Here is a 13,477-nt window from a genome sequence, read left to right as displayed (position 1 = left end):
AGTACTTTCTAGTTGCATTGAAGTTTCTGAGTCAATTGAGACTCTTGTGTTTCTTCTGGGTCTTTGTCCTTCTTAGAGTTAGCATAAAGACCATTTTTACTTAGTGATTCTCCTATAGATGGTTCTTTAGCTTTCAACGATTTTTTACCCAAACTTTCAAGCCTATCAATTTGCTTTCCTTGTCGTTCAAGAAGCTCTTGGTAGCGAACATTCGCAGTTTCTAGTTCTTTTTGCACTATGACAAGTTTTTGTTCCGCAGCACAAATACGTTCAGCGATTTGCAAAAAGCTGGATTCTTTATCTTGTAGAAAAACATCTAATTTTTCTTGAAATGCTTTTTGTTTCTCTTCATTGTTAATTGTGGAAGAAAATTCAGAGATTGCCATACCTAAAGTATCTATCATTACTTTAGCGCGATTAAGATCTTCTCCTAATTCGGTTCTTACTTTCTGAACCTCCAAAATTTTTTCGGCCAATTCTTTTTGACTGCTACCGTAGGCTTCGTTAATAAAGTTTAATTTTTCTTGGGCTCGTTGCAATAAATCTGTTTGTTGGGTTACTCCCTCTGTTAAGGTTTGCGCAACATGTTCTAAGCCCTCTTTGGTCATAGTGAGCGTTTCATTTATTTTAGACGTAGCTCTTACTTGTTTATCAACAGCATCGATTTGTTTACTTAAAGCATCAATATTTTCTGTAAGCCTTTTATTTTCTTGTGCAAATTTTGAAATTTCTATCGCTAATTGTTCGCGAATTACATTTAAGGCATTAATCGTTAACTCAAGCAAATCCGCCATGCCTAAAATCCCTTTTTGTAAACTTTCTACCGCAGTTGAACTGCATTTGTGATGGTCATCAAGAATAAGTCCACCGGCAGTATAAGTAATTGCGGTTACGCCGCAAATCGCTAGAAGAAAACCAACATTGGCAGCAATACCAATAATTAAGGTAGGTAAGGTGAGTGCAACACCCCCCAGAATTTTTTGCCAAAGAGGTAATTCGCCCCAAAATTCAGCGGCACGAGAGAAGAGGCTCGGGTTTTTCTCCATGCTTTTAACAGTATCTTCTAAACTTTTCCTAATTTGTTCGAATATTTCTTTAGTAATGGTAATTTTTTTGAGTCTGTTTTCTTCGGTATTTTCACTGAGCACTTTTAATTTAGCTTGAATTTCCTCTTCTACGGTTTTCTTGAGTAACTCGTTCTCAGTTTCTTCTTTGGTGTCTTTTTCTTTATCTATATCGATAAAATCTTGAAGCTCTACTGTATTGGTAGCCATGTGAAGTTCCTTTTCTGTTAAATATTCTTCCTGTGCCAACTATTTTTAACCAGGATAGCTTAAAAAGACAAGTAAAAATTGATGATTAGATCCAACACAGATTTAATTTGATAAAGAGTGCGTTTTTTAAGGGCATATAAAAGGGATTGCCATCACTAAAGAGAAAAAGCTAGGCTATAGAAACCTAGCTTGAATAAAGATTATTAATTAACATGTTAAAATAGGACGCTGCTCATCAATTTGCTCATCAACAAGTACTTCTTCTACTTCATCATGCTTTGGAGCTTCTGATTTAGGGAAGCAACGAGAGAAGCAATCAGAAACGGCGGAAACAACAGTAGCACCGCCGCGAGTAAAAATGCTAGCGATTAACAATGGGGTTGAAACAGCAGCGATTACAGCCAATGCAGCGGTAAGAACAGCACAAGCAGCAGTGACAACGCCTGCAATAGCAGCAACAACAAGTGCGTCTTTTGCAGTTTCTTTTGCACTTTTATTGAAAAGACCAACAACACCAGCACCAGCTGCAAAAAGTAAACTTCCAGCAATAGTAATTGCTCCTAATGCTGCACCAATTGCGGTAACACCAGCAACAAGACCTAAAGTTAAAGGAAGAACAACGGGAGCAACTAAATTACCACCAAAATCTTTTAAACTTCTATATGGGGTGAAAAACCCAGGAGCATTTTTTTTCTTTTCGGCAGCATATGCAGCTAAAATTTCTTGTGCTCGTTTTTGCTCTCGATCATTTTCTGCAAATGCAGCAACGCCACTCAACGCGATTAGCTCCTTAAAACTCAACTCCGGAAGGGTCTCTCTTTTCGCTTGCATAGTTCAACATCCTCTTTTGATTAAAATTGCGCCATTCTATTTCAAAAAAAAGCTACGTGTCAAGTTGAGTTTCTTTCAGTTTTTGATTATTTTAGTTGTACTTAAAAAAACATGGTTTCTTATGACTTTTACTATTGGCCAACGCTGGATAAGCAATACCGAATCAAAACTCGGTCTAGGTATTATTGTTGATGTACGTGGTAGACAGGTAAGTTTAAATTTTCCCGCTGCCGGAGAAGAGCGCATTTATTCTACGGATAATGCCCCGCTGAGTCGTATCATTTATAAAAAAGGCGAAGAAGTAACAACTTCCAACAGCAAAAAAATGAGTATTACTCACGTTGAGGAACGACAAGGGTTGTATTTTTATACTGGCATGGATGATGCCGGCAATAAATTGCAGATTAGTGAACTTAATTTGGATTGTTTTATCAAATTAAATACTCCTGAACAACGATTATTTAGTGGTTTGTTGGATAAGCTAAGTACGTTCAAATTAAGAATAGACACTCTAAATCATGTAAGCAGATTACAACAATCTAGGGTCAGAGGATTATTAGGTTCGCGAACCAGTCATCTAAAACATCAGGTTTATATCGCTAATGAAGTTGCTCAACGTTATGCTCCGCGCGTCCTGCTTGCTGATGAAGTAGGTCTTGGAAAAACCATCGAAGCCGGTATGATTTTGCATTATCAACTCTACACAGGACGTGCCAACCGCGTGTTAATCGTTGTACCGCAAACGTTGATTCATCAATGGCTGGTCGAAATGATTCGTCGTTTTAACTTGTATTTTTCAATCATTGATGCGAATCGCTATGAACTGGTCTATGAGTTAGACGAAGAAGAAGGAGTTCAAATCGGAACAACTCAAGAAAATCTTTTTGAAAATGAACAATTGGTTTTATGCAGCTTGGATTTTCTGATGGACAATGAAAAAGCGCGTCAGCAAGCATTGACGAGCGAATGGGACTTACTTGTTGTCGATGAGGCACACCATTTACATTGGTCTGAAGAAGAAACAAGTCCTGAGTATGAATGCATTGAAGAATTATCCATTCGAAGTAAAGGTTTACTGTTGTTAACCGCAACTCCTGAGCAGGCCGGAATCGCAAGTCATTTTGCTCGGTTGCGATTGCTTGATTCATCACGATTTTATGATTTTTCTACCTTTAAAAAAGAAGAAGAAGGATATCAGGAAGTTAATAGATTAGTACAAGCACTTATGACTCATGGTGAGGAAGTCTCCATTGATGATTTAAGCATTGAATTAAAATCGCAACTCAAAGCTTATTTAGGTGAAACAGTAGGTGCTAACATTAAGCAAGTGATTAAAGACTTATTAGACAGACATGGTACGGGACGTGTTCTATTTCGCAATACCCGGGCAGCCATCCAAGGCTTTCCTGAACGACGAGTGCATGCCTATCCTTTAGAGTGTCCTGTCATTTATTCCTCATTAGAAGGGCAAAAAGGACAAAGAAAACTTTACCCTGAGCAACTGGTAGATAAAGAAACTTGGCTTGAAAAAGATCCTCGGGTGATGTGGTTAGCGGATAAAATCAAAGAACTTTATCCTAAGAAAGTTCTGATTATTTGTGCTAAAGCCAGTACCGCTATTGCTTTGGATCAGCACTTAAAATTAAAAATGGGAATTCGCAGCACTTCTTTTCATGAAGGTTTGTCTATTATTGAGCGTGATCGCGCCGCAGCCTATTTTGCCGAACAAGAAAATGGAGCCCAAACGCTTGTTTGTTCTGAAATAGGCAGCGAAGGTCGGAATTTTCAATTTGCACATCATCTTGTTCTGTTTGACTTACCTTTAAATCCCGATTTGCTGGAACAGCGCATTGGACGCCTCGACCGTATAGGACAACATCATACTATTGAAATTCATGTGCCTTATCTATTGAATGCAGTACAAGAGAAGTTATTTCGTTGGTATCATGAAGGAATTAATTTATTTACTCAAAGTTGTTCTATTGGGTTTACACTTTATGAAGAATTTGAAAATGAACTCTTACCTATTCTTGATCGAGTGGAGACAAGCGAAGAAGAACTCAAGACATTAATTGCCCACACCAAAATACGTGCTGAAGCGATCAATCAAGCATTACATGATGGACGCGATCGTTTGCTGGAGTTAAATTCTTGTAATGCACAACAAGCCCAGGCATTAATTACTGCCATCGAAGCAGAAGAAAATTGTTTGGAATTGGAAAATTACATGGCTCAGGTATTTCAAGAGTATGGCATTGATCATGAATATCACTCAGAAAATACCGAAATCCTGCGCCCTACAGATCATATGAAAACAAGCCATTTCCCAGGTTTAAAAGAAGATGGAGTTACGGTAACTTATTCACGTCCTAAAGCACTTGTACGCGAGGATGTTGAATTTCTAAGCTGGGAACATCCTATGGTCAGTGAATGTATGGAAATGACTTTAGAATCTGAACTAGGGAACGCTACTTTAGCGACAATTTCCATTAAAAGCATCAAACCCGGAACTTTATTTTTGGAATCCTTTTATACAGTAAATTGTGCGGCTCCAAAAAGTTTACAGCTGGATCGTTTTGTACCCCTTGAACCTATTCGTGTGTTCATGGATGTTTCAGGAAAAAATCTGTCTAAGGTATTGGATTATAATCAATTAAATCAATTGTGCGAGCCCGTTAAGCGTCATTTATGTTATCCTATTATTCAGCAAGTTCATCAAGATCTAGAAACGATATTAATGCAAAGTAAAAAAGTTGCTGAAATTCAGCTTCAAGCGATTATTGAGCTATCTGTTGTACAGATGAAGGACAGCATTAATCATGAGATAACACGGCTTGAGGCATTAAAAAAGATTAACTCTTCTATACGCGATGAAGAAATTGCTTATTTAAAAAATCAACTCGTGGAGAGTGAACAGTTCATGCATAACGCTACCTTAAAGTTACAAGCATTAAGAGTAGTGATTAATAAAGTTTAATTAACATCAGTTCGATATAAAAAATAGTTATTTTTATATCGAACTGAAATTAAACAGCTTTTTTAGGTTTATGGGTGTGGTGGCTTTAGCTTATTTAAGCAACATCAATACTAATCTCATTATTGTCAATACGGACAGGATATATTTTCAGATTTTTAGGTTTGCTCAGCTTACCAAGTACCGTACCCACTGCTGGAGGCCAAGGTGACCAGCATTCAGGTTTGCCTGTTGTAAGATTAAAAGCGCTTTTGTGAAAAGGACAAACAATGGTATTTTCATCAGTAACCACACCTTTAGTCAAAGGTAATTTAAAGTGTGGGCATTGAGAAGCAACAGCATGTACCGTGTCATTATGCCAAATCAATAAAATTTTATGACCATCAATGGTTTCGCAGTGACGTCCTTTTTGTTGCAGCTGATCGAGTGTGATTGTTTGTTTCCAAGACATAATGATTTGATCCCTTTTGTTTTTATAAAATAGTTCTCTCGTTTTGGCACATACTTCAAACTAATCAATCGTACTTGAAGACTAGCACCGAGCTATAAGATAAGTTTTAACTGAAACTAATACAAGAGCTGCTTTTCTAGTTGCAGAGTACTTAACCCAGAAAAAACAGGTGACCTACTGCTTTTTCTAGGGCTTTGATATGCACTTTAGCATTGCGATAAAGTTTTGGGATGAACTAAATTTAAAAAATCCTTACTTTTCATTTGCAGCAGTTCATTATGATTGCCTGCATTAAAAACCAACCATTCTTGATGGGCAAGACTGTCTGCAAGATAAACATCCATACCATAAAGTTCACCCAAAAGTGGTATCGCACCAATTTCGCAATCTTTAAACCTATCTTGAAACTCAAATTCGTGAGCTATTTCTGCATGTTTCGCATGAGTTTCTTCTTTAAATTGCTCTAAATCGAGTCGCATACTGGCTGGAATTGCTACAAGTACAAATGTTCCATCTAATTTGACCACAACGGATTTAGCAAAATAGTTTCCTTTAATATGTGCTGCTTGTGCGCATTGTAATGCCGTATATGCTCTAGGATGACTAATGGTTTTGTAGGAAATATGATGAGTATCTATATATTTTCTAAGTGATGGGCTTAACATAAAGCACTCCTAAGAAAGCTCATAATGTTTAATTATAGCTCAATTCACTTGTACCTGCTAACCTAGCTCCTTCTTCATGAATTGATTTATGAGTGATTTTTTGTAATTCTATGTAAGTTTAAGGTTAAACATTTCGAAAAAATCTAACAGGAGAAAATATGGGAAGCTATGGATGTGCTGAAGGAAAATGCCCTTGTCCGTGTCATAAGCATGAAGGATGTCATGATAGTGAACACCACCATTGCCATCATGGTGGACACCATCCAGAAGACAAGGCAACCTATTTTTTAAAACTGGCCGATGAAGCATGGGAAGAAGTATTGAAAGAGAAAATTAAAGAATATATTTTGGATACTCAAAATACTCACATGGTTAAGCTGGCTAAAATAGTTGCGGAAGGGAACCATCACCGATGGCAAAATAGAATGGAGAATAAGCAAGCTTGCGACGAATTCATGGATGAGATCCGTAAATTCTTTAGCAAATCAAAAAAATAAGTAATTCTTCATAAATAACTGTAGTGTGGGAAGTGCGAGGAGAAACGGAGTGTACACGCAAGCATCCTAAGGATTCGAGCGTATCGACGAAGCAATGCTCCACTACAGTGGCAGTAGAGTTTGGAAGGAAGTCTATTGAAGATTTAAACTGGATTGCCTCACTTTGTTCGCAATGACGACTTTTTTATCTGACTCATTACATTGGTACATTATCCGTCTTATCTTTTTGCTCGATATCCATCATGTCCTGAGAAACGGTATCCATTCGAAACGATTGCTGTCTTAATGCTTCAGTAAAAAAACTTGGATATCGCCTGCCCTTATGAAGTTTATCGTCAAAAGTTTCTAAGTGAAGTTGGGGTTGATTAAGTGTCACCCAAATCTCATCCATAAGATCATCGTAGGTTCGCATGGAGTATAAATCTTCTGACTCTACATCGCTTGCTATCTCATATTTGATTTTATCAAAAATAATTTTATTACCGCCTTTCTTCCGTAAAGTTGCTATCGCTTCACGAACCTGTAAAGAATCTTCATCATTTGCAATTGCTGCTATTATTGATTTGCAATAGTTCGTCAATGCGGCTGTAACTTTATCACTAATATTTACATCCACCATGTATTTTTGACTGGGTGGAAAAGGGCGAAATGATGCAAAAAAATCAAAAAAGGTGCGTATTCTAGTCTCTTCATCAACTACATCAATAAGTTGTCTAATAATTTCATCCGCATCAGTAGCACTTAAAGGCTCTGAAATAATGGTGTAATCTGAAAAACTACGCCATCGAGCATCAAAAATAGTTTGGCATAAAGGATTTGCAAGTATCTCAGTAATCACACAAAACACTGAGAAATGTTCTTTTCTGTAGCTAAAACTACTCAGGTCAAACAGAGTTATAGCTCGATTCAACCCCTCTAAGGCAACGTGTCGCGATAAATAATTCAGGAGGCCTGTTAAATCTACTCCTTTTTGGAGCGCGCGCATCATAAAGCCCACACAATCCTGAGGATTTCTGGTAGAAAATAAAAACGTTACTGCCTCAGCAGTAATAATAGTGTGATTAGAAAGAACATCAAGGCTTTCTTGCAAATCAGGTAGAAAATGATTTGTGAATAAATGATTCAGCATGGATTTGTTCAAACATTTAAGATCACTGATTAAAATAATGAGAGACGTTAACTCAGATAAATAAGAAGAATTATTTAGAATATGAAGAACTGTATCTTCATCAAGCAATCCTCTTCCTGTTTGTTCTATTAAATGCAACAATTGAGACAAGGTTTCTTGTTTTTCAAAATCTAATTCGATAAAAAGATTCGGAAATTGTGCGAAACTGTGTGGAAATTTTATTTGCCAGTCCTTTAGCATAATAGTTACTCTTTAAATGATAAAGAATTAATCATAAGATTACCGAGATAAAACACCCCAAGTCAAGAAATAAAAGTTGCCTCAGTTAATTGACGTGAATTCGGGTAATGTTCTTTAAGAGCGGAGAAATACTTCACTGTTGGTCGAGTGCTCATTTTCTATTTCTTTCCATTTTAGTGGTGCACTCGATAGATTCTCCTTATAGAAAAACGAAGACGAACTTAGCGAACGTTTCAATAATTTGGATTGCTTTTCTTGTGAAGGCTTATCCACATCAGATTTTGATGAACTAGGATGCAGAGGATGTTCGGGATGAAAAAAACTCTCTGAATAAACCAATGGACTTAAAGTACCCATAAGTTCCTCAGAAATAAGTTTTAATTTTTTAACATCTTCTTGTACCGTAGCAGATAACCACTCCCATAAATGAGCCAATTGAATGTTCGCTGCGTCCATACTGAACTGTTGCACCTTTTCATCAAGATACCCATAACGAAAGCCACTAAAATGAATCCCTAGTGGTTCTAAAGCAATCATCACTCGTTCTAGGTGTTTTTTCTTATCATCAAGCATCACAATATGGTGAGGAGCACATCCTAATCGTGATAAAAACGAATTTAAATTTTTCCCTTTATCACCGCCAGCACAAAAAATGACACCTCCCTGACAGGTGGAGTCATCATCAGAAACAATACTGTTTCGTGAAAAATCAACACCCATATCAGCAAGCTGCCTCAATGTCTGATGACGAATCGAATACCCGCGTGCGGTTAATCCAATGACAGGGATGCCAATATCTTGCAATGCTCTAATGATACTCACTATCTTTGGTTCTACTGCAGAAGTGCGCACAAAATGTTGCGCTGAATTATAAACCGACATCAATGAAGGCTGAGCAATAGCCGGTTCAATTTTTTTTTGCGAGACATGAGAAAATAAACCTTCAAACCATGCATCTCCTCCAAACGCAATTCTGGGAGTCATGACGGTATTATCGAGATCTAAAACTAACCAAGTATCAAAATGAATGTCTTTTAACGCTTCGCGAAAATTTTTTATTTCCGTAATTTTTTGAAACATCGTTATCCCCTATATCATTCAATCAAAAGAAAGCGCTGGGTCTACCCCCCAGCGCAATAAAGAAAAAGGATTATTTGTATTGGAATCGTTTCTGATTCTGTTCAAGATCAGTTTCAACATCCATAGAAGTTGGCTTGAAAAATCCATGACGTTGCGGTTTTCTAGAAGATTTATTCTTCGATTGTACATCGACAATTTCTTCTGCTTCTGAATCATCTAAATCCATACTTTTATCATCAGACTCACTTTCTTCATCGGAATATTCTGAATCCTCTGAGGAATTAACATAATCTTCATCCTCTTCTTCATTCTCTGGAAGATCTTTATAGCGCTCCTCCATCTCTTCAATTTTTTGTTGCCAGCGTTTTAAACCAGGCAACATATCCCTGGTTAACTCCCCACCTTCTTTACCTGGTGATAGGTTTTTTACTTCCTCATTTTCCTCTTCATCTGATTCAATAATTCTCCTTCTTTTAGGCTTCGCTTCTTTCTGTTCAAGGGTTAGAGAGGGTTGGCCAAATAAACCCAAAGAGAGCGGTTTTATAGGAATAGGACTTATAATTTTAGGACGGCTTTGCAGCTCTACCTCACTCGCTAGTCTCAATTCTCGCGCATCAATTGGTTTCACTGCTGAAGTACCGGTAAATTTTTCAGCCACAGACTGCAGCCAAGTTACAATTTTCATGAATCCATTATTAGCTAACTCAGCCTGCATTTCCTCAGAAACCGTTTGACCCAGTATTTTTAAGTTTGGTGATTTAGTTTGATTTAATGCAGCAAATGCTCTCAAACCCGTTGATGCAACCCAATACCCACATAATCCTCTGTTTAATCCCTCAGCATTAGGAATAACATAAAGTTTAGCCCTATGAGGTAATTGGCTAGCTAAAGAGTCAACGTAATTTTTACCTGATGCTTGCCCTAATGGATCAAAAATAAAGTATTCATTACCATGACCGTGCATCAACATAATCCAATGACCAGAAACTCTTCTTTGACCAACATCAGTTAAGATGGGCATAAATCCTTGCTGGTTCAGAGCATCTAAATTAAGCGTTGGCGCGCCATTATAGATAGAACCACTAACAATTCCTGGATAACCCATTCGATCAAAAAGAGCATGCATTCCTGATTGTGTTAATTCCATTTCTTCTACATATAATTCTGATTTTTTTGGCTCAAACATAGGAGAAGGATCTTTGGAATCAACAATCATCAAATCTAAATCGGTAGATCTATCTTGAGATATATGATTACGTTTTAATAACTTAGCATGTTCTGCAGGGGACATATTAGGGATAACAATTTTTGATTTTGAAGCCAGTGAAATCACATGTCTTTTCTCTTTATTCTCTTCCATAGCACGAACAACATCATGAATATTGTTAATCGATTTGCCATTAATTTCTTTAACAATTCCACGAATATGCTTTTCATAGCCTTGTGTTTCCTTACAATTAAGGATGGTATTAATCACAATGACTTGATCGGTGGCATTTTTTTTGGGTGCATCAGGTAAAGAACAATTTTCTTCAACTAAATGCATCTCTTCAAAATCACAGCCATTTCCTTCCATGTAATTCCGTGTCAGCGGAACAAAACAAATTCCAGAGTTAATGTAATAGGTTGGCATTTTATCGTGCTCTGCGACGGATACTTTTTCGGTATCCCCCAAGATCGTATCCAAAACTACATCAATCTCTAATTCCTCAACAGCTTCTTCATCCGCTTTTTTTCGTAAAATATTGAGTCTGACACTATCACCGATGAATTTAGACTGCGTTACATGAAAATAATCGATGCAATTTCCGATCTCTGGAATATCGACTGTACCTTCATTTGAAATAGGAAATCCATCAATAGCAAGTATAATATCGTCAGGTTTTAACTTACTGAATGCATCTGATAAATTATCCACTTTTAAAATGCGAATACCCGATCGTTTACCCATCTTATAATAGTCACGCTCATGGAAGTTTTCGATTTGTTCAGTAACAATAGGAAGAGTTGGAAAACCACGATATTTCTTGCCATTAAATGCTTCACTCAGGAAATGCTTCATAATTGGAGCAGGAATAATATAGTTTAATCCTTGATGTCCACCATACCCTTGAAAAGCAACCCCAACCACTTGGTTTCCTATAAATACTGGTCCACCACTATTCCCAGGATTAATTGCAGCATCCACTTGAGCCTGCAATAAATTTTGGCCACTCATCGAGTAACTATCCACTTGAATACGTGAAACAATACCTTTGGAAAGGGATATTTCAGTGCCTCCCATAGGGAAACCAACGACCATAATTCTATCTCGTAAACTCACCATTTCACCCAATTCAACTGGATCTACAAGCTCCTCAAATTCAGGGTCATCAACCTCTAATAAGGCTAAATCACACTGGTATGAAACACATTTGACCTTAGCTTCATATTTTTTAATACGGTTATTCGCTAATCGCACTTGCAGAAATGTTGCATTTTCTGCTACATGAGCATTAGTCATGACGTATTTTTTTCCAGAAGGATCTTGAATGATAAAACCGGAACCGGAGCAAGCAGATGATTCTGGGCCGCGCCAGGGATTATCGTAATCGGCAACGAAATAGTCAGAATAAATTTGTACCACTGAGCGCTCATGCTGATTCTGAGTGGGAAATTTGACACGTTTTCTAGCTGGCTGCTTGATGAACTCTTCTTCGTCACTATCTTCTCTTCGCCTTCTTTTCCTATTCAGCGAACTTGGTTTAACTTGCGTTGTCTCATGTGTGGAGCTCACGGCTTGGTTTTCTTGAGCAAGACGGTTGGACTTTGGTGCACTCCGTTCAAAATCTTCTTCAGCATCTCTATCACGCTTTCTTTTTCTACCTAAAGAAGTTTCTTGATGAGGGGGCGATGATTTTATCGTATCAGTTTTGTCTACTTGAGTTCGTGTTAAAATAGATGCACCCTTTTTAGATGAACCATGCTCATCACTTTTTGATTTGACACCTTTAACCATCTGTTTACTCACAGGATCGATTTTGTTCAAAATATTGTAGGTTATTCCAGCTCCCTGAGCTAAATCAGATGCTTTAGGGAATAAGGGATAAGCTAAAAAAGGATCTATGGATTGTATCAACTCCACATATCGTTCTTTTATTTTAACTTTCACATCAAAATCAATATGCTTAACCAATTCAGAGTCAAGCAGCATTTCAAATTTAGGTTGAATTGTTAATAAGGAGTCTGGGGCATTTATGGCAAACCATTTGATAATTCGCTCCAAAATCATCATCTGGGTATTTGCCCATTTTGGCGCGGCCCCCAAGTTCTCTTTCGTTTGTGGATTCATACTCATTGGCATTAATGACCAACCTTTTAGATGTAACCACTCAGGACGAAAACTATTTTTGTAAAAATTATCTTTAATATCTGCTTTAAAAGCGCGTTGTAACCGTTTTTTCATCTCCGGATGGAGCTCATCTGTCATTTTATCAAAAAAATGCTCATAAGCATCTCGAGCAGATTCGCCCATCACTGTATTTTGATCAGGAGTTCTTGTTTTAATAAGATCGCGTTGTGGGACAGAATCATGCTCCACCGTTAAAACATCCCCACCCTTAGTGACATGTTCCATTTCTGCTAAATCTTTCTTTAAATCTTTTTTCACTGATTTGGGAAGATCATCGCGAAACAAAGGTGTCTCTTTAATCGATCCCCAAAAAGGTTGCTTCCCTTCTTCAGGAGAGGGGGAAAAACAGGCTATTTGAATGAGTTCCTCTTCTTCGTTTTCCCCTACTTTTCCATGAATAAAACGTTTTGCGTACATCGGGGTATGACCATCAGGGGTTTGCGCACGAAATCGATGCATTCCACGGAACGGTTCAATCGCTTCAATATTAACCAAAGGACGAACTGTAGGTGTTTCTTCATCATCGACTGAAGGAAGTTCATACTGCAGTGCAACGGTTTTATCATCCTCTTTAGTAATCACTGCATGGCCAATTTTTTTGCTATTTGGTGCATAACGAAAATGTTCATTCTCTGCAAGATGAGAAAAATCATTCGCTGTAAATTTTTTGTTGGTTTTGTCAGTCTTAGAATCGTGAGAGGGTGAAGTATCGGTATTGCTTTGTTGAACTTTTTTTTCTTTTTTTAGGTCTTTTTCCATAGAACCTTCATCGATATCCATTCTATCTTTTGGCATATTTTTAACTCCTTAGTAAAGACAAGTAAATCCATTACAACTCTTTGCTAAAAGGCAGCAATTTATTGTTAACAGAAACAAACGAGGGTGTAAAGATGTTTTTTTATGAAAAAATTAGATTAAATTAAGTCAAATAGTATAAATATGAAC

9 protein-coding genes are annotated in these 13,477 nt (G+C 37.4%); 2 read left to right on the top strand and 7 right to left on the bottom strand.

Translation table 11 applies throughout. From position 1 onward, the window contains the following. Positions 1-8 precede the first annotated feature (8 nt). On the bottom strand, positions 9-1,274 hold the full coding sequence (locus Lgra_RS06760) for a LegC2/C7 family Dot/Icm T4SS effector (protein WP_058498492.1): 1,266 nt from the start codon (positions 1,272-1,274) through the stop codon (positions 9-11). Positions 1,275-1,481: 207 nt separating this feature from the next. Continuing rightward, positions 1,482-2,105: a hypothetical protein gene (locus tag Lgra_RS06755; protein ID WP_058498491.1), complete on the bottom strand. Its 624-nt coding sequence runs from the start codon at positions 2,103-2,105 to the stop codon at positions 1,482-1,484. Between the two features lie 121 nt (positions 2,106-2,226). Here Lgra_RS06755 and rapA point away from each other — a divergent pair, with 121 nt between their 5' ends. After that, positions 2,227-5,082, top strand: coding sequence for an RNA polymerase-associated protein RapA (gene rapA, locus Lgra_RS06750; RefSeq protein ID WP_058498717.1), 2,856 nt, complete (start codon positions 2,227-2,229; stop codon positions 5,080-5,082). 94 nt (positions 5,083-5,176) lie between these two features. Here rapA and Lgra_RS06745 read toward each other — a convergent pair whose 3' ends face one another. Together Lgra_RS06745 and Lgra_RS06740 are read right to left on the bottom strand one after the other, a co-directional pair. Next, the gene (locus tag Lgra_RS06745) at positions 5,177-5,530 is read right to left on the bottom strand and encodes a Rieske (2Fe-2S) protein (RefSeq protein WP_058498490.1); all 354 of its coding nucleotides are present in this window, start codon (positions 5,528-5,530) and stop codon (positions 5,177-5,179) included. A gap of 206 nt (positions 5,531-5,736) precedes the next feature. After that, a complete protein-coding gene (locus tag Lgra_RS06740) occupies positions 5,737-6,195 on the bottom strand; it encodes an aminoacyl-tRNA deacylase (protein ID WP_058498489.1) in 459 nt (152 codons plus the stop codon). 158 nt (positions 6,196-6,353) lie between these two features. Here Lgra_RS06740 and Lgra_RS06735 point away from each other — a divergent pair, with 158 nt between their 5' ends. Continuing rightward, complete coding sequence (locus Lgra_RS06735) at positions 6,354-6,692, top strand: hypothetical protein (protein ID WP_058498488.1); 339 nt, start codon at positions 6,354-6,356, stop codon at positions 6,690-6,692. Positions 6,693-6,888: 196 nt separating this feature from the next. Here the strand turns inward: Lgra_RS06735 and Lgra_RS06730 are convergent, their stop codons facing one another. The 3 genes from Lgra_RS06730 to Lgra_RS06720 form a co-directional block, all read right to left on the bottom strand. Then, complete coding sequence (locus Lgra_RS06730; RefSeq protein WP_058498487.1) at positions 6,889-8,061, bottom strand: hypothetical protein; 1,173 nt, start codon at positions 8,059-8,061, stop codon at positions 6,889-6,891. 114 nt (positions 8,062-8,175) lie between these two features. Further along, the gene (locus Lgra_RS06725) at positions 8,176-9,141 is read right to left on the bottom strand and encodes a DUF2608 domain-containing protein (protein WP_058498486.1); all 966 of its coding nucleotides are present in this window, start codon (positions 9,139-9,141) and stop codon (positions 8,176-8,178) included. 70 nt (positions 9,142-9,211) lie between these two features. Then, complete coding sequence (locus tag Lgra_RS06720) at positions 9,212-13,327, bottom strand: PDZ domain-containing protein (RefSeq protein WP_058498485.1); 4,116 nt, start codon at positions 13,325-13,327, stop codon at positions 9,212-9,214. Positions 13,328-13,477: the final 150 nt, after the last annotated feature.

The organism is Legionella gratiana (genome assembly GCF_001467695.1).
Lineage (GTDB): Bacteria > Pseudomonadota > Gammaproteobacteria > Legionellales > Legionellaceae > Legionella > Legionella gratiana.
Note: the sequence above shows the minus strand (reverse complement) of the source record. Positions and strands in the feature narration are given on the sequence as shown.

Bases quoted from the DNA above. Each gene is read 5' to 3' on its own strand.
- Lgra_RS06760 (WP_058498492.1), bottom strand. From the start codon at position 1,274: ATGGCTACCAATACAGTAGAGCTTCAAGATTTTATCGATATAGATAAA.
- Lgra_RS06755 (WP_058498491.1), bottom strand. From the start codon at position 2,105: ATGCAAGCGAAAAGAGAGACCCTTCCGGAGTTGAGTTTTAAGGAGCTA.
- rapA (WP_058498717.1), top strand. From the start codon at position 2,227: ATGACTTTTACTATTGGCCAACGCTGGATAAGCAATACCGAATCAAAA.
- Lgra_RS06745 (WP_058498490.1), bottom strand. From the start codon at position 5,530: ATGTCTTGGAAACAAACAATCACACTCGATCAGCTGCAACAAAAAGGA.
- Lgra_RS06740 (WP_058498489.1), bottom strand. From the start codon at position 6,195: ATGTTAAGCCCATCACTTAGAAAATATATAGATACTCATCATATTTCC.
- Lgra_RS06735 (WP_058498488.1), top strand. From the start codon at position 6,354: ATGGGAAGCTATGGATGTGCTGAAGGAAAATGCCCTTGTCCGTGTCAT.
- Lgra_RS06730 (WP_058498487.1), bottom strand. From the start codon at position 8,061: ATGCTAAAGGACTGGCAAATAAAATTTCCACACAGTTTCGCACAATTT.
- Lgra_RS06725 (WP_058498486.1), bottom strand. From the start codon at position 9,141: ATGTTTCAAAAAATTACGGAAATAAAAAATTTTCGCGAAGCGTTAAAA.
- Lgra_RS06720 (WP_058498485.1), bottom strand. From the start codon at position 13,327: ATGCCAAAAGATAGAATGGATATCGATGAAGGTTCTATGGAAAAAGAC.